General features: G+C 70.7%; 14 protein-coding genes and 1 pseudogene. 9 read left to right on the top strand and 6 right to left on the bottom strand.

The window, feature by feature from the left end:
* Positions 1-45 precede the first annotated feature (45 nt).
* Together ACZ404_RS27850 and ACZ404_RS27845 are read right to left on the bottom strand one after the other, a co-directional pair.
* On the bottom strand, positions 46-1,239 hold the full coding sequence (locus ACZ404_RS27850) for a polyamine ABC transporter substrate-binding protein (RefSeq protein WP_468444481.1): 1,194 nt from the start codon (positions 1,237-1,239) through the stop codon (positions 46-48).
* A gap of 122 nt (positions 1,240-1,361) precedes the next feature.
* The gene (locus tag ACZ404_RS27845; RefSeq protein WP_468444479.1) at positions 1,362-2,798 is read right to left on the bottom strand and encodes a gamma-aminobutyraldehyde dehydrogenase; all 1,437 of its coding nucleotides are present in this window, start codon (positions 2,796-2,798) and stop codon (positions 1,362-1,364) included.
* A gap of 206 nt (positions 2,799-3,004) precedes the next feature.
* On the opposite strand from ACZ404_RS27845, the gene ACZ404_RS27840 reads away from it, so the two are divergent.
* From ACZ404_RS27840 to ACZ404_RS27810, 7 genes are all read left to right on the top strand, one after another.
* Entirely contained in the window at positions 3,005-3,523 is a 519-nt protein-coding gene (locus ACZ404_RS27840; protein ID WP_039656427.1) for an Lrp/AsnC family transcriptional regulator, read from the top strand.
* Complete coding sequence (locus ACZ404_RS27835) at positions 3,508-4,890, top strand: aspartate aminotransferase family protein (protein WP_468444477.1); 1,383 nt, start codon at positions 3,508-3,510, stop codon at positions 4,888-4,890. Before ACZ404_RS27840 ends, ACZ404_RS27835 begins: the two co-directional genes overlap by 16 nt.
* Before the next feature lie 199 nt (positions 4,891-5,089).
* Positions 5,090-5,830 (top strand): ABC transporter ATP-binding protein, encoded by a 741-nt coding sequence (locus ACZ404_RS27830; protein WP_468444475.1) that lies wholly within the window; start codon positions 5,090-5,092, stop codon positions 5,828-5,830.
* On the top strand, positions 5,812-7,332 hold the full coding sequence (locus tag ACZ404_RS27825; protein WP_468444473.1) for a hypothetical protein: 1,521 nt from the start codon (positions 5,812-5,814) through the stop codon (positions 7,330-7,332). The genes ACZ404_RS27830 and ACZ404_RS27825 overlap by 19 nt, the downstream gene beginning before the upstream one ends.
* Positions 7,333-7,430: 98 nt before the next feature.
* Positions 7,431-7,838 (top strand): VOC family protein, encoded by a 408-nt coding sequence (locus ACZ404_RS27820; RefSeq protein ID WP_468444471.1) that lies wholly within the window; start codon positions 7,431-7,433, stop codon positions 7,836-7,838.
* A 38-nt stretch (positions 7,839-7,876) separates the two neighbouring features.
* A complete protein-coding gene (locus ACZ404_RS27815; RefSeq protein WP_468444469.1) occupies positions 7,877-9,001 on the top strand; it encodes an LOG family protein in 1,125 nt (374 codons plus the stop codon).
* A 161-nt stretch (positions 9,002-9,162) separates the two neighbouring features.
* Complete coding sequence (locus ACZ404_RS27810; protein WP_468444467.1) at positions 9,163-9,846, top strand: LAETG motif-containing sortase-dependent surface protein; 684 nt, start codon at positions 9,163-9,165, stop codon at positions 9,844-9,846.
* A gap of 108 nt (positions 9,847-9,954) precedes the next feature.
* Here the strand turns inward: ACZ404_RS27810 and ACZ404_RS27805 are convergent, their stop codons facing one another.
* The 4 genes from ACZ404_RS27805 to rlmN form a co-directional block, all read right to left on the bottom strand.
* Positions 9,955-10,977, bottom strand: a complete 1,023-nt coding sequence (locus ACZ404_RS27805; protein WP_468444465.1) for an ABC transporter ATP-binding protein — start codon at positions 10,975-10,977, stop codon at positions 9,955-9,957.
* On the bottom strand, positions 10,977-12,578 hold the full coding sequence (locus ACZ404_RS27800; RefSeq protein ID WP_468444464.1) for an ABC transporter permease: 1,602 nt from the start codon (positions 12,576-12,578) through the stop codon (positions 10,977-10,979). Before ACZ404_RS27800 ends, ACZ404_RS27805 begins: the two co-directional genes overlap by 1 nt.
* Before the next feature lie 41 nt (positions 12,579-12,619).
* On the bottom strand, positions 12,620-13,720 hold the full coding sequence (locus ACZ404_RS27795) for a thiamine ABC transporter substrate-binding protein (protein WP_468444462.1): 1,101 nt from the start codon (positions 13,718-13,720) through the stop codon (positions 12,620-12,622).
* 222 nt (positions 13,721-13,942) lie between these two features.
* Complete coding sequence (rlmN, locus tag ACZ404_RS27790) at positions 13,943-15,049, bottom strand: dual-specificity RNA methyltransferase RlmN (RefSeq protein WP_468444460.1); 1,107 nt, start codon at positions 15,047-15,049, stop codon at positions 13,943-13,945.
* Positions 15,050-15,368: 319 nt separating this feature from the next.
* Between rlmN and ACZ404_RS27785 the strand changes: the two are divergent.
* Together ACZ404_RS27785 and ACZ404_RS27780 are read left to right on the top strand one after the other, a co-directional pair.
* Positions 15,369-15,513: pseudogene (locus ACZ404_RS27785) on the top strand.
* 152 nt (positions 15,514-15,665) lie between these two features.
* Positions 15,666-16,043, top strand: a complete 378-nt coding sequence (locus ACZ404_RS27780; RefSeq protein WP_468444458.1) for a hypothetical protein — start codon at positions 15,666-15,668, stop codon at positions 16,041-16,043.
* Positions 16,044-16,269 lie beyond the last annotated feature (226 nt).

Genomic DNA, 16,269 nt, shown 5'->3' with positions numbered 1-16,269 from the left:
AAGGGGCACGAGAACAATCTCGACCCGGTTTCACACCCCGGGTGGTCAGAGCCCCACGATCGCGTTCCACCGCTTGGCGAACTCCACCCGCTCCGTGGATGTGATGTCCCGGGCGATGGCGAGGCGTTGCCGCATTCCGGCGTCCGGGAAGATCAGCGGGTTGTCCGCGAGGGACGCGGTGTCCTTGTCCTTCGAGGCGGCCAGGACCTCCCGGGCCGCCGGGACAGGGCAGACGTAGTTGACCCAGGCGGCGAGCCGGGCGGCGACCTCGGGGTCGTAGTAGTAGTCGATCAGCCGCTCCGCGTTGCCCTTGTGGCGGGCCCTGTCGGGGATCATGAGGGAGTCCGACCACAGCTCGGCGCCCTCCTCGGGGACGACGAAGCGGATGTCGGGGTTGTCGGCCTGGAGCTGGATCACGTCGCCGGAGTACGCCTGGCAGGCCAGGACGTCGCCGCTGACCAGGTCCTTGGTGTAGTCGTTGCCGGTGAAGCGGCGGATCTGGCCGCTGCGGACCTCCCGCGCCACCTGGTCGCAGACGGTGTGGAAGTCGTCGGCCGTCCACCGGGTGATGTCCACGCCGTTACCCTGCATCAGCAGCGCGAAGGCCTCGTCCAGGCCGGAGAGAAGGGTCACCCGGCCCCTCAGGTCACGTGCCCAGAGGTCCTTGACGTGCCGTATCTCCCGGCCCAGCTTCCGGCGGTTGTACGCGATGCCGGTGATCCCCGACTGCCACGGCACCGTGAACCTGCGGCCGGGGTCGAAGGCGGGTGAGCGCAGGAGGGGGTCCAGGTGCTCGGCCACCTGGGGCTGGCGGGCGCGGTCCATGCGCTGCACCCAGCCGAGGCGTACGAACCGCGCGCACATCCAGTCGCTGATGACGATCAGATCCCGGCCGGTCGACCGGTGGTTCATCAGCGCCGGGCTGATCTTGCCGAAGAACTCGTCGTTGTCGTTGATCTCCTCGACGTAGTCGACGGAGATCCCGGTGCGCTTCTCGAACGCCGCCAGCGTGGGCCGCCGGTTCGGGTCGTCGTCGTCCGTGTCGATGTACAGCGGCCAGTTCGCCCAGCTGAGCCTGCGGTCGGCGGCGGACTCGTCGGCCACGGCCCGGTCGCCGGGCTCGACGTAGGCCGCGGGCACCCCGCACCCGGACAGAACGCCGAGCGCGGCGGTGCCCCCGGCCGCGCGCAGGAGGGACCGGCGGGACGACGAGGGCGCGCGCGAAGGAGTGTGAGCCACCCCGGCAGCATGCCCCGGCCCCCGGCCCCCGGACAATCGACGCTGCGTCGACCGGACCCGCGCCGAACGGACACGTTGTCGACGCCCCGAACGCACGGCGCGCACGGGGCGTTGACGGCGCCTCAGTCCAGAGAGGTCATCACGTGCTTGATGCGCGTGTAGTCCTCGAACCCGTACGCCGACAGGTCCTTGCCGTAGCCGGACTTCTTGAAGCCGCCGTGCGGCATCTCGGCGACCAGCGGAATGTGGGTGTTGATCCACACGCAGCCGAAGTCGAGCTTCTTGGACATGCGCATCGCGCGGCCGTGGTCCTTGGTCCACACCGAGGAGGCCAGCGCGTACTCGACGCCGTTGGCCCACTCGACGGCCTGGTCCTCGTCCGTGAAGGACTGGACGGTGATGACCGGGCCGAAGACCTCGTTCTGGATGATCTCGTCGTCCTGCTTCAGGCCTGAGACGACGGTCGGGGCGTAGAAGTACCCCTTGTCGCCGACCTGGCTGCCGCCCGCCTCGACCTTGGCGTGGGCGGGCAGGCGCTCGATGAAGCCGGAGACCTGCTTGAGCTGGTTGGGGTTGTTCAGCGGGCCGAAGAGCACGTCCTCGTCGTCCGGCTGCCCGGTCTTCGTCTCGGACGCGGCCTTGGCCAGCGCGGCGACGAACTCGTCGTGGATGGACTCCTGGACCAGGACGCGGGTCGCGGCGGTGCAGTCCTGGCCGGCGTTGAAGAAGCCCGCCACGGAGATGTCCTCGACGGCCTTGGCGATGTCGGTGTCCTCGAAGACCACGACGGGGGCCTTGCCGCCCAGCTCCAGGTGGACCCGCTTGACGTCCTTGGAGGCGGACTCGGCGACGGACATGCCCGCGCGGACGGAACCGGTGATGGAGGCCATCGCCGGGGTCGGGTGCTCGACCATCATGCGGCCGGTGTCGCGGTCGCCGCAGATGACGTTGAAGACGCCCTTGGGGAGGATCGAGCCGAGGATGTCGGCGATCAGGACGGTGGAGGCGGGGGTGGTGTCCGACGGCTTCAGGACGACCGTGTTGCCCGCCGCGATCGCCGGGGCGAACTTCCACACGGCCATCATCATCGGGTAGTTCCACGGGGCGACCTGCGCGCAGACGCCGACCGGCTCGCGGCGGATGATGGAGGTCATCCCGTCCATGTACTCACCGGCCGAGCGGCCCTCGAGCAGCCGGGCCGCGCCCGCGAAGAAGCGGATCTGGTCGACCATCGGCGGGATCTCCTCGGAGCGGGTCAGCCCGGTCGGCTTGCCCGTGTTCTCCACCTCGGCCGCGATCAGTTCCTCGGCGCGCTCCTCGAACGCGTCGGCGATCTTCAGCAGGGCCTTCTGGCGCTCCGCCGGGGTCGTGTCGCGCCAGGCCGGGAACGCGGCGGCGGCGGCCGCCATGGCGGCGTCCACGTCCGCCTGTCCGGACAGCGGAGCGGTGGCGTACGCCTCGCCCGTCGCGGGGTTGACCACCTCGGTGGTCCGTCCGTCGGCGGCGTCCCGGAACTCACCGTCGATGTAGTTGCGCAGACGACGCAGCTCGGTGCTCACTGCCGGCCTCCTGATCTGGTTCGAGGGTTCGAGCTGTCCAGCCCGGGCAGCCGGGTGCGGCTGTCCAGAAGCTGAGACACCCCACCCTAATCGGCGTTCCCACGTTTTCAACACCCCCGTCCGCACCAGTTCTGCGAAATCCGCAAGACTGGAACCCGTAGACAACGAAATTCATCGATACGGCCTTGCGAAACTGTCGAGACGTCGTGCACAGTGAGGTCGTGGCCAGTCGAAGCGCAGACCAGAGGGACTCCTCCCGCGAGTCCAGGAACGGCACTCCCCAGCTGGATGCCGTCTCCCTCGCCATCATCCAGCAGCTCCAGGAGGACGGCCGCCGGCCGTACGCCGCGATCGGCAAGGCCGTGGGCCTGTCCGAGGCGGCCGTGCGCCAGCGCGTGCAGAAGCTGCTGGACCAGGGCGTCATGCAGATCGTCGCCGTCACGGACCCGCTTACCGTGGGCTTCCGCCGGCAGGCGATGGTCGGCATCAACGTCGAGGGCGATGTCGAGTCGATCGCGGACGCGCTGACCGACATGTCGGAAGTCGAGTACGTGGTGATGACCGCGGGCTCGTTCGACATCCTCGCCGAGATCGTCTGCGAGGACGACGACCACCTGCTGGACGTCATCAACAAACGCATCCGCGCCCTGCCCGGGGTGCGCTCCACCGAGAGCTTCGTCTACCTGAAGCTGAAGAAGCAGACCTACATGTGGGGAACCCGATAACCGTGAGCCAGAAGGACCTCAGCCGCACCGCGTACGACCACTTGTGGATGCACTTCACCCGCATGTCCTCGTACGAGAACTCCCCCGTCCCGACCATCGTCCGGGGCGAGGGCACCTACATCTACGACGACAAGGGCAAGCGCTACCTCGACGGTCTCGCGGGTCTGTTCGTGGTCCAGGCCGGACACGGCCGCACCGAGCTGGCCGAGACCGCGTTCAAGCAGGCCCAGGAGCTGGCGTTCTTCCCGGTGTGGTCGTACGCCCACCCCAAGGCCGTGGAGCTGGCCGAGCGCCTGGCCGACTACGCGCCGGGCGACCTGAACAAGGTCTTCTTCACCACCGGCGGCGGCGAGGCCGTCGAGACCGCCTGGAAGCTCGCCAAGCAGTACTTCAAGCTGGTCGGCAAGCCCACCAAGCACAAGGTCATCTCCCGCGCGGTCGCCTACCACGGCACCCCGCAGGGCGCCCTGTCCATCACGGGCCTGCCGGGCCTGAAGGCTCCCTTCGAGCCCCTCGTGCCCGGCGCGCACAAGGTGCCCAACACCAACATCTACCGCGCGCCGATCTTCGGCGACGACCCCGAGGCCTTCGGCCGCTGGGCCGCCGACCAGATCGAGCAGCAGATCCTCTTCGAGGGACCGGACACCGTCGCCGCCGTCTTCCTGGAGCCGGTGCAGAACGCCGGCGGCTGCTTCCCGCCGCCTCCCGGCTACTTCCAGCGGGTCCGCGAGATCTGCGACCAGTACGACGTGCTGCTCGTCTCCGACGAGGTGATCTGCGCCTTCGGCCGCCTCGGCACCATGTTCGCCTGCGACAAGTTCGGCTACGTCCCGGACATGATCACCTGCGCCAAGGGCATGACCTCGGGCTACTCCCCGATCGGCGCGTGCATCATCTCCGACAGGCTCGCCGAGCCGTTCTACAAGGGTGACAACACCTTCCTGCACGGCTACACCTTCGGCGGTCACCCGGTGTCGGCGGCCGTGGGTCTCGCCAACCTCGACCTGTTCGAGCGCGAGGGCCTCAACCAGCACGTCCTCGACAACGAGGGCGCGTTCCTGTCGACCCTGCAGAAGCTGCACGACCTGCCGATCGTCGGCGACGTGCGCGGCAACGGCTTCTTCTACGGCATCGAGCTGGTCAAGGACAAGAACACCAAGGAGTCCTTCAACGACGACGAGACCGAGCGCGTCCTGTACGGCTTCCTCTCCAAGGCGCTGTACGACAACGGCCTGTACTGCCGTGCCGACGACCGCGGCGACCCGGTCGTCCAGCTCGCCCCGCCGCTGATCTCCAACCAGGAGACGTTCGACGAGATCGAGCAGATCCTGCGCGCGACGCTGACCGAGGCGTGGACGAAGCTCTGAGCCACGTACATCTGATCAGCTGATCAACACCGGCCCCGGTGCCCTCCGTTCGAGTGAGAACGGCGGCCCGGGGCCGTGTGCTGTCCGGACTCCGGCGGGACGCCTGCCTAGCGTGCCAGTGACCGATCGGCCCAGCCTTCGTTCCCCCGGAAGAGGGATCAGGCACCGGGAAACACGGATCAGAACGAGGTGTACGCCCATGGAGGCCCCGCCGGACAACGACGTGCTCTGGGCACGCTCCCTGCACTTCAGACACCAGGACGGCTCCCCCGGGCTGGCCGGGGTCTCGCTCGGCGTGCGGGTGGGTGAGATCCTCGCCGTCACCGGCCCGCGCGGCAGCGGCAAGACCACCCTGCTGCGGTGCCTGTCCGGTCTGGTGCGGGCGCAGGAGGGCGAGATCTGGTTCAACAGCGCGCCCGTGCACACCCTGGGTCCGATGGCCCGGGAGCGGCTGCGGCGGGACCGGTTCGGCTGGATCGACCCGGCCCCCGCGCTCGTGCCGGAGCTGAACGTCTGGGAGAACGCCGCGCTGCCGCTGATGCTGCGCGGCACCGGCCGGCGGCGGGCCAAGGTGGCCGCCGTGGAGTGGCTGGAGCGGCTGGACGTCGGCGACCTCGCCCGCAAGCGCCCGCACCAGTTGCGCCAGGCCGAGCGGCAGCGGGTCGCGATCGCCCGGGCGCTCGCCCCCGCGCCGACGGTGCTCTTCGCGGACGAGCCGACGGCGCCGCTGCACCGCGCCGACCGCGCGCACGTCCTGCGCACGCTCACCACGGCGGCCCGCTCGCACGGCATCACCGTCGTCCTGGCCACGCACGACGCGGAGACCGCGGCGCTCGCCGACCGTACGGTGTCCCTGCTGGACGGGCGGTGCGTGCGGACCGTGCATCTGCCGGAGGCACCGGAGACGGAGGGCCGGGCCGCGTGCTCGCTCTCCGTCTGACCCGCGCGGCCCGGCCCGCCGTCCAGCTGCGCCGCCTGCTGGTGGCCGCGGCCTCGGCGGGCACCGGTTTCCTCCTCCTCGCCTCCCTCGGCCACGCGCTGGACCATCCCGGGAGGCCGGACGGAGCGGTGCTGCGCCTGGCCTGGTGCGTGCTGCCGCTCGCCGCCACGGTGTACTTCGCGCTCGCCGTGGCCCGCACCGACCCCGGCACCCGGCCCCGCCCCGGGCTGTCCGCCGTCGGCCTGGGCCCGGCCCGCCTGATGGCCGCCTGCGCGCTGACCACCGCCCTGTCCTCGACGCTGGGCTCGCTGCTGGCGCTGCTGGTCTTCCTCCACCTGCGCGGCGACCTCACGGGGCTGCCCTTCGACCGCGCGGGCGCCTCGTTCCTGGCCCCCGGCCGGCCCCTGCCCCTTCCCGGTGCGCTCACCCTGCTGGCCCTGGTCCCGGTCCTCACCTCGGCCGCGGTGGCCCTCACCCTCCGCCCCCGGGACCCCCGCCCCACTCCCCAGGGCCCGCGCGGCTACGGCCGCTTCGGCGCGTACGGCCACACGGCGGCCCGCGAGACGTTCGGCACGTACGGCAGGTTCGGGGCGCGACGCGGGAGCGGCGACCGGAGGAACCGTACGACCGGGGGTACCACCGACACGGCGCACACCGACCGGGCCCCGGGCGACGGCGACGCCCGTCCGAACCGCCAGGCCCCCGGCCTCCCGCCCCCGGGCACGGCCGCGGACACCGACGCGTCGCCGCTCCTGGACTCCGCCCAGCGCCGTACCGCACGGTCGTCCGTGCCCGAAGAGATGCCCCTGGCCCCGGGCGCCGAGGCCGGCGGCACCGGCGACCTCCCGGCCCCGGGCACGGGCGCCGAGTGGGATGAGGTCCTGCCCAGCCCGTCGGAGGCCCGTGAGACGCCCGTGGGGCTGCCCTGGGGGGTGGCCCTGCTGGCCGGGGGGCTCGCCGTGCAGTCCCATGCCGGTCGTCCCGGGGCCGCTCCCGCCCTCGCCGAGCTGCCCGTGCAGGCCGTTGCCGTGCCGGCCGGGTGGGTGCTCACCGCCGCCGGGCTGGTCCTCGCCTCGCCCGGCCTCGCCCACCTGTGCGGGCGGCTGCTGCAGTGCACCCGCCCGGGCGCCCTCAGGCTGCTGGCCGGGCGGGGGCTGATGGCGGAGGCCACCCGGATCGGCCGGCCGCTCGGCGTCGTCTGCGCGGTCGCCTCCGCCGCGTACGCCATGACCGCCCTGTACGGCGGCCCCGCGCCCTCCTTCGGCCCGCTGACCACCCTCGCCGCGCTCGTCGTCGCCGGCTGCACGGTGGCCACCCTGCTCACCGCCGCCGTGGAGGCCCGCCAGTGCCGGGCCGAGACCACCGCCGCCCTGCTGCGGCTCGGCGCCCGCGCCGGAATGCTGCGCGGTGCCGCCGTCCTCCGCGCGGCCGCCCTGCTGGCCCTGTTCGGCCCGCTCACCCTGCTGATCGCCCATCTGTCGGCGCTGCCGTCGGTCCGCTGAACGTGCGTGAAAAAAATCCGCCGGGCGCCGATGAGTTCTCCGGCGGTCCGCCGTCTACCCCAGCGAACGGCAGCAAGCGCACCGACCGAGGGAGAGACATGTACCAGCAGATGGTTTTCGTGAACCTGGCCACCGACGACGTCGAGGCGTCGAAGAAGTTCTTCACCGAACTCGGCTACACGCTCAATCCCCGGTTCAGCTCCGACGACTGCGCCTGCGTCGTGATCAGCGACACCATCGTCGCGATGCTGCTGAGCAAGCAGCACTACGCCAACTTCACCAAGAAGGAGATCGCCGACTCGCGCACGACCAGCGAGGTGCTGATCTGTCTGAGCGCCGAGAGCCGCGAGAAGGTGGACGAGCTGGTGGAGAAGGCGATCGCGGCCGGCGGCAGCGCGAGCGGCGAGACCCAGGACCACGGCGTCATGTACGGCCGCGCCTTCGACGACCTCGACGGCCACACCTGGGAGGTCATGTGGATGGACCCGGCGGCGGTTCAGGGCTGACCCCACCCGGGGCGAACATCCGTGCCTAGCATGGGCGGGTGCATCCGACACCCGCCCAGCCGCACCGGGCCTCCCACGACCGTGAGATCGAGTCCCTCGCCGAGTTCGACGAGGTGGTCGCCGCGCACGGCACGCTCGCCCGGTTCCGCGTACAGGCCGTCGACCTGACGGCCCGCAGCAGCGCGTTGCTCGAACTGGACGCCTCCGGCGCCGTGTTCCTCGGCTGCCCCATGGAACCCGAGGCCGCGGCCCATGTCCGCTCGTCCGGCGCCCTGGTGTTCCCGCCCGTCCCGGGGCTCCCGTTCGACCCGTACCGCGGGTTCGTCTACACGCCCGACGAGTTGTACGCCTCGCTCGGCGAGGGCTACGAGGCGACACCCGACGCGCGCGCCTACGGCTGGTTCCAGCACACCAGGGCCGACGGTGACGTCTTCGCCTCGATGCTGCGCGCGATCCACGACGAGGCCGTCTCCGACGCCCTGGACGAACTCCTCGCCGGCGACCGGGTGGTGGGCGTGATGGGCGGCCACGCGATGGCCCGCGGCAGCGACGCGTACGCCGGTGCGGCCCGCCTCGGGCGCGAGCTGGCGCGTGCCGGGTTCACGGTCGCGACCGGCGGCGGACCGGGTGCGATGGAGGCCGCGAACCTCGGTGCGTACGCCGCCCCCTTCGAGGACACCATGCTCGAGGAGGCCCTTCGACTCCTGGCGAAGACCCCCTCGTTCAGGCCGTCCGTGACCGAGTGGGCGCGGGCCGCCTTCGAGGTGCGCGAACGGTGGCCCGGCGGCGGGGAGTCGGTGGGCATCCCGACCTGGTTCTACGGCCACGAGCCGCCGAACGCCTTCGCCGCGCACATCGCCAAGTACTTCGCCAACGCCCTGCGCGAGGACGGCCTGCTGGCCCGCTCGAACGCGGGCGTGGTGTTCCTGCCCGGCGCCGCCGGCACCGTACAGGAGATATTCGACAACGCGACGCCCAACTACTACGAGTCGCGGGGCGATTCCACGCCGATGGTCCTGGTGGACGAGCGGCACTGGACGCGCGAGCTGCCGGCCTGGGACTTGCTGCGGTCGCTGGCTCGGGGCCGGCGAATGGAGTCCCGTATCGCCCTGGTTGACCGGATCGAGCAGGCTGCGGAGGCGTTGAAACGTCTCTGCAGTTAAAGGGCAGGCAAAGCCAAGGGCGGTGAGGGGCATATGCGTTGACACTCCTTATGGAGCGCTTATAAACCTGTGAGCCTCGTGGGGGTGCTGGGACTTCACCTCGCAAGGTGTCCCAACTCCCTCTCAACCCCCCGCAGTTATGCACTCTGAAAAGGACAAACGTGTCCATAACTCGCCGCAACGCACGACGTTCCGTGCGCATCCTGGGTGTCGCCTCGGCTTCCGCAGCTCTGGCGCTGGGCCTGTCCAGCACCGCCTTTGCGTGCAACATCCGTGACTTCAAGGCGGAGCCCGGCTGCGTCGGTGACAAGGGCCAGATCACGGTCACCGACACCGACGCCTCCGGCACCAACGCCACCATCACCGTCTTCGAGAAGACCGACGCCGGCGAGACGCAGGTCGGCCAGGGAGAGGTCAAGGGTTCCAAGGAAGGCACCCCGGTCTCGATCGACGTGGACTGGAAGGCCAGCACGACCTACCGCGTCCACGTGAAGACCGACCGGTTCAACGTCGACCAGGACATCAAGCCCGACCTGCAGACCCCGGCCACGGCCTGCAAGAAGGAGGAGTCCTCCTCCCCGTCGCCGTCGGCCTCGCCGTCGCCGTCGAAGTCCACCCCGGCCGAGTCCGCGAGCCCGACCCCGTCGGCCTCCGAGTCCAGCTCCGCCCCGGCCGGCAAGCCGAGCAACGCGCCCTCCCCGGCGACCGGTGACTCGAACCTCGCCGAGACCGGTGCGAACTCCAACACCGGCCTGATCGCCGGTGTCGCCGGCGCCCTCGTGGTCGTCGGCGGTGGCGCGGTCTTCTTCGGCATGCGCCGTCGTGGGGCCAACAGCGGTCGCTGACGCCTCGCTTCGTACACCGCTCGTACACACCGCGGCTCGTCCCCGTATCCCCGGGGGGCGGGCCGCGGCCGTGTTCCACCGAAGCCGGGCCGCCGCCGGCTCGATGGCTCAGCCGAGCACGACGATCTCGGCCGCGTCGAACACGGCCCCCACCTCGTCCCCGGCCTCCGGCGCCTCGCGGAGCGCACAGGCCGCCTCCAGGCGCGGGCCACCGTCGCGGGGCCTGAGGTGCACGGCCACATGAGTACCCCGGAAGGTCCGGGCGGTCACCGTGCACGGCAGGCCCTCGTCGGCCGCCACGAGCCGTACCCCGGCGGGCCGCACCAGCAGCGGCCGGCTGCCGCGCGGGGAGCCGTCGGGCACCGGGAGCTTGCCCCAGGGGGTGTCCGCGGCCGTGTCGCCGACGCTCGCCGGCACCACGTTGTCGAAGCCGAGGAAGCGGGCCACGAACTCGTCCGCCGGCCGCTGCCAGACCTCCAGCGGCGTCCCGGACTGGGCGATCCGCCCGTCCCGCATCACCACCACCCGGTCGGCCAGCGCGAACGCCTCGCCCTGGTCGTGGGTCACGGCGAGTACGGTCGTACCCAACCGGCCGAACAGCTCCCGGAGTTCCACCACGAGCCGCTCCCGCAGCGAGCGGTCGAGCTGGCCCAGCGGCTCGTCCAGCATCAGCAGCCGGGGCCGGGGCGCGAGCGCCCGGGCGAGGGCCACGCGCTGCTGCTCACCGCCGGACAGCCCGGCCACGGCCCGCCGCGCGGCCCCCGGCAGCCCCACCAGCTCCAGCAACTGCGCGACCTGCGCGTCCCGTTCGCCCCGGGACACCCCGTGCATGCGCAGGCCGAAGGCCACGTTGCCGCCGACGTCACGCTGCGGGAACAGCTGGTGATCCTGGAACATCAGGCCGACGCCCCGCTTGTGCGCGGGCACGCCCGCCTGGTCCCGGCCGTCGAGCAGCACCCGTCCACAGGCCAGCGGCTGGAGCCCGGCCACCGCCCTGAGCAGCGTGGACTTGCCGCTGCCGCTCGGCCCGAGGACACACACCACCTCGTGCTCGGCAACATCGAGACCGACCCCGTCGAGCACGGGCCGGCCGCCGAGGCGCACGGTCGCGGCGTCGAGGCTCAGCAGCATCAGAACTCCCCCGTCCGGTCGGTGCGGAGCCGCTCCAGGACCAGCAGGGCCGCCGCGCACACCACCATCAGAATCGTGGACAGGGCCATCGCCTGCCCGTAGTTGAGGTCCCCGGGACGGCTCAGCAGCCGGGCCACGGCGACCGGGAGCGTCGGGTTGTCGGGGCGGGCGATGAACACGGTGGCGCCGAACTCCCCGAGCGACACCGCGAACGCGAACCCGGCGGCGATGAGCAGCGCCCGGCGCACCAGCGGCAGATCGACCTCGCGCCACACCCGCCAGGGCGAGGCGCCGAGCACGGCCGCCGCCTCGCGGAGCCGTCCGTCCACGGCGCGCAGCACGGGCAGCATGGTCCGTACGACGAAGGGGGCGCCCACCAGGGCCTGGGCGAGCGGGACGAGGATCCAGGACTGGCGCAGGTCCAGCGGCGGCCTGTCCAGGGAGATCAGGAAGCCGAAGCCGACGGTGACGGCCGAGACGCCGAGCGGCAGCATCAGCAGCGCGTCGAAGCCCCGCACCAGCCGTCCCGCATCCCGGCGGGCCAGCGCGGCGGCGGCGAGACCTCCGATCAGCACAGCGATCGCGGTGGCGGCGACGGCGTACTCCAGCGAGGTCCACACGGCGTGCACCGGCGCCACCAGGAAGGTGCCGCCGTCGGTGTGCGTGAGCGCCCGGTAATAGCCCAGACCGGGTGCGTCGAGGGAGCGCCGCACGAGCACGCCGAGCGGCAGGACCAGCAGCAGGACGATGGTGAGGAGCACCCCGGCGAGCAGCGCCCACTGCCCGCCGCCGCGCGGCCGGCGGGCGGTCGCCGCCGGGTCGACGAGCCGCAGGGCGCTCTCCCGCCGCCGTACGGTCCAGGTGTGCACGGCGAGAATCGCGCCCACGGCGGCGAACTGGACGAGGGTGAGGACGGCGGCCGTGGACAGGTCGAAGACCTCGGAGGTCTGCCGGTAGATCTCCACCTCGACGGTGGAGAAAGTGGGTCCGCCGAGGATCTGGACCACGCCGAAGGAGGTGAACGTGAACAGGAACACCATCAGCGCGGCGGCGGCCACGGCCGGCCCGAGCGCGGGCAGGGTGACCTTCCGCCAGGCGGCGAGCGGGGAGCAGCCCAGCACCCGGGCGGCCTGCTCCTGCTGCGGGTCGAGCTGGGCCCAGAGGCCGCCGACGGTCCGTACGACCACCGCGTAGTTGAAGAAGACGTGCGCCAGCAGGATCGCCCACACCGTGGTGTCCAGCCGTACGCCCCACAGCCCGTCCAGCAGCCCGCCCCGCCCGACCAGCGCCAGGAAGGCGCTGCCGACCACGACGGTCGGCAGCACGAACGGCACCGTGACGACGGCCCGCAGCACCTGCTTGCCCGGGAAGTCCAGGCGGGCGAAGACATGGGCGGCGGGCAGCGCGGCGAGCAGGGTGAGCGCGGTGGAGGCGAGCGCCTGCCAGGTGGTGAACCACAGCACGTGCCGGATGTCCGGCTGCGTGACGACGTCCGCCATCCGCCCGAACTGCCAGACGCCGTCCACCTTCAGGCCGCGCGCCACGATCGCGGCGACGGGCCAGGCGAAGAACACGGCGAAGAACGCGACGGGCAGGGCCATCAACCCCAGCCGCGCCGCGCTCCCGCGCCTGCGGATCTTCGCTACTTCAGTACGAGCGACGTCCACGACTTGACCCACTGGTCACGGTTGGCGGCGATCTTCTCGGGCGCCATGGTCGCGGGGTGCGCGGCGGCCGGCCCGTACTTGGTGAAGTCGGCGGGCACGGCTGCGCCCCGCACGACCGGGTAGACGAACATGTTGAGCGGCATGTCCTGCTGGAACTCCTTGGAGAGAAGGAAGTCGATGAACGCCTTGCCGCCCTTGGTGTTCTGCGCGTTGCTCAGCAGCCCGGCGAACTCGATCTGCCGGAAGCAGGTGCCGCTCGACACCCCGGTCGGGGCGGTGCTGGGCCGCTTCTTCGCGTAGATCACCTCGGCGGGCGGGGAGGAGGCGTACGACACCACGAGCGGCCGGTCGCCACCCGCCTTCTTCCCCTCGGAGGAGCCGGAGAAGTCCTGGTAGTAGGCCTGCTCCCAGCCGTCGACGACCTTGACGCCGTTGGCCTTCAGCTTCTTCCAGTAGCCCTGCCAGCTGTTGTCGCCGAACTGCGCGGCGCTGCCGAGCAGGAAGCCGAGACCGGGCGAGGAGGTGGCGGCGTTCTCGGTGACGAGGAGGTTCTTGTACGCGGGCTTGGCGAGGTCGGCGTAGGACTGCGGCGGGGTCAGCTTGTGCTGGCTGAAGTACGCCTTGTCGTAGTTGACGCAGATGTCGCCGTAGTCGATCGGCGTGACGCGGTGCTTGTCCTTGTCGAGCTGGTAGGCGGCGCCGACGGTGGCGAGGCCCTTCGCCTCGTACGGCTGGAAGAGGCCGTTGTCGAGGGCTCGGGAGAGCAGGGTGTTGTCGACGCCGAAGAAGACGTCGCCCTGCGGGTTGTCCTTGGTCAGGATGGCCTTGTTGACGGCCTGCCCGGCGTCGCCGTCCTTGAGGACGCGGACCTTGTACCCGGACTTCTTCTCGAAGTCCTCGAGCACGTTCTTGGACACGGCCCACGAGTCGTGGCTGACCAGGGTCACGGTCCTGGAGCCCGTCGAGCCCTTGGCGTCCGTCGAGCCCTTGGCGTCCGTGCTGCCGCACGCCGTCAGCGTGGACAGGGCGACGAGGCCGAGCCCGGCCGCCATGGCCACGAAGGTCTTGGTGTGCACTGGATGTCCTCCTGGGGTTGGCCAGGAAGAGACGCGGCCCTGCCCGGGCTCCGCGAGGGAGGCCCGGGCAGGGCGCAACAGCTTGAGTGATGACCGAACTTCCTACCCAGAATGACCTGGGCGAGGTTCAGAGGGTCTGCGGCCCTGTCCGCCGCACTCTCAGCGCTGTGGCGCTCCCCTGTCGGAATATGCAGATGTGATGACGATGATGACGCGGTCAGATTATCGCTCGGTGGCCGCCAGCTGACCACAGGCCCCGTCGATCTCCTGTCCCCGGGTGTCCCGGATGGTCACCGGCACACCATGGGCCGCGATCGCCTCGACGAACGCCTTCTCGTCCTCCGGCCGCGAGGCGGTCCACTTCGACCCCGGCGTCGGGTTCAGCGGGATGAGATTGACGTGCACGGGCTTGCCCTTGAGCAGCCGCCCGAGCCGGTCGCCGCGCCAGGCCTGGTCGTTGATGTCACGGATCAGCGCGTACTCGATGGACAGCCGGCGTCCGGACTTCTCCGTGTACTCGAACCCGGCGTCCAGCACCTCGCGCACCTTCCAGCGCGTGTTCACCGGGACGAGGGTGTCGCGCAGCTCGTCGTCGGGGGCGTGCAGCGAGATCGCGAGGCGGCACTTGAAGCCCTCGTCGGAGAACCGGTGGATGGCGGGCACCAGCCCGACCGTCGACACCGTGATCCCTCGCTGCGACAGCCCGAGCCCGTCCGGGGCGGGATCGGTGAGCGCGCGGATGGCACCCACCACCCGCTTGTAGTTGGCGAGCGGCTCTCCCATCCCCATGAAGACGATGTTGGACAGCCGCGCGGGCCCGCCGGGCACTTCCCCGTCCCTGAGCGCCCGCATCCCGTCCACGATCTGGTGCACGATCTCCGCGGTGGACAGGTTCCGGTCCAGCCCCGCCTGCCCGGTCGCGCAGAAGGGGCAGTTCATGCCGCACCCCGCCTGCGAGCTGATGCACATGGTGACCCGGTCCGGGTACCGCATCAGCACCGACTCCACCAGCGTGCCGTCGAACAGCCGCCACAGCGTCTTGCGGGTCGTGCCCTGGTCCGTCGACAGATGCCGGACGACGCTCATCAGCTCCGGGAACAGCGCCTCGCGCAGCTTCTCCCGCGAGCCGGCCGGGATGTCGGTCCACTGCTCGGGGTCGTGCGCGTACCGCGCGAAGTAGTGCTGCGCGAGCTGCTTGGCACGAAACGGCTTCTCCCCGACCTCGGCCACCGCCTCCTTGCGCTCGGCAGGCGTGAGATCGGCAAGATGCCGCGGCGGCTTCTGCGCTCCGCGCGGCGCGACGAAAGTGAGTTCTCCGGGCTTTGGCATAACCCTTCCAGTGTCGCAGATCCAAACGGGTGACCTGCGGCTGTCGGGCGCTACGACTGTCGGTAGTGGTCGTCGTCGGTCGCTGTTGGGCGGCCTCGGACGGCCCCGGGACGGCCCAGGGGCAGCGCGGGATAACGCGTTGACGTGGCTGTGGCGGCTGCGGTGCGATCACCCTATGGGTTCTGGCAACAGCGAGACGGGTGCCGGCGTGGCCGACGACATGATCGTCGCTGGGCGAATCATCCTGGGGCTGAAGGCGCTACGTGATCACCTCGGCTGCTCTCTGCATGAAGCCCTCGACGCCTACGCTGCACGCTACGAGGTGTTGCGACGGGAACGTCCGGCCGCCTTCACCAAGAGTCACGAGGAGTACTGGGCGAACTTCTACTCATGACCCAAGCGACGCGATATTGAAAACCGTCGTGACAGCGATGTCACCGTGGGTTCAAATCCCACCGCCTCCGCTCACTGAGCAGTGAGAACGGCCCCTGACCTGGATCTCCGGGTCGGGGGCCGTTCTCTTGCCCGGACGCCGGGACTTACCGTCATTCCCCTTGGTTTCCCGCTCGTTGGGGAACGTGGGGGGGCACGGACCCTCACGCCGTACGCTGCGCCCATGCGCTTTTTGGTCGAGACGTTCGCTGTCGGTGCTCTGCGGCGTGGCCAAGGGATTGAGCAGTTCCTCGGGGCGGTGGAGGGGGCAGAGACACCGGCCATTCGCTGGGTCGGCATCGAGTCCACCAAGCGCGGGTACGAGGTGACGCTGCACGTCGTAGAGGACGTGGGCAGCGAGACTTTCTGTGATCTCCTGGAGTTCCCGCCGCTAGACCCTGATGACGAGTTCGGCCAGACGCTGGCTGTTACCGGTGATGCGGCAGGCGCGATGGCTGAGGCTGAGCGTCAAACCGGGGCTGTGCGTCACTGTTGGGTGAACGCTGGCATGGCCGGAGACGAGTACCTCGACTACCTCCGCGCAGGGCGCCCTGCAACGTGAGGTCGAAGGAGTCTCAAGGATCGTGCCAAAGCGACGGGCGCCGGCCGATGGTGCGGCTGGCGCCCGTACTGTCAGGGCTTTGTGGTCTGGCCTCATCCTTATCAGGTCGATCATGGGCTAGCTGTCGTACAGGCAGTGCCAGGTGACCCGGAAGCTCAGCGGTCGCCTTGGACCACAGAGATCCAGCTCCGTTCGCCGCTGTTGGTGTCAGTCGTTGATGTCACAT

Source organism: Streptomyces sp. NPDC030798 (genome assembly GCF_055572275.1).
The sequence above is the reverse complement of the archived record's forward strand: the minus strand, read 5'-3'. Positions and strand labels throughout refer to the sequence as shown.

Bases quoted from the DNA above. Each gene is read 5' to 3' on its own strand.
- ACZ404_RS27830 (WP_468444475.1), top strand. From the start codon at position 5,090: ATGGAGGCCCCGCCGGACAACGACGTGCTCTGGGCACGCTCCCTGCAC.
- ACZ404_RS27820 (WP_468444471.1), top strand. From the start codon at position 7,431: ATGTACCAGCAGATGGTTTTCGTGAACCTGGCCACCGACGACGTCGAG.
- ACZ404_RS27805 (WP_468444465.1), bottom strand. From the start codon at position 10,977: ATGCTGCTGAGCCTCGACGCCGCGACCGTGCGCCTCGGCGGCCGGCCC.
- ACZ404_RS27800 (WP_468444464.1), bottom strand. From the start codon at position 12,578: ATGGCCCTGCCCGTCGCGTTCTTCGCCGTGTTCTTCGCCTGGCCCGTC.
- rlmN (WP_468444460.1), bottom strand. From the start codon at position 15,049: ATGCCAAAGCCCGGAGAACTCACTTTCGTCGCGCCGCGCGGAGCGCAG.
- ACZ404_RS27780 (WP_468444458.1), top strand. From the start codon at position 15,666: ATGCGCTTTTTGGTCGAGACGTTCGCTGTCGGTGCTCTGCGGCGTGGC.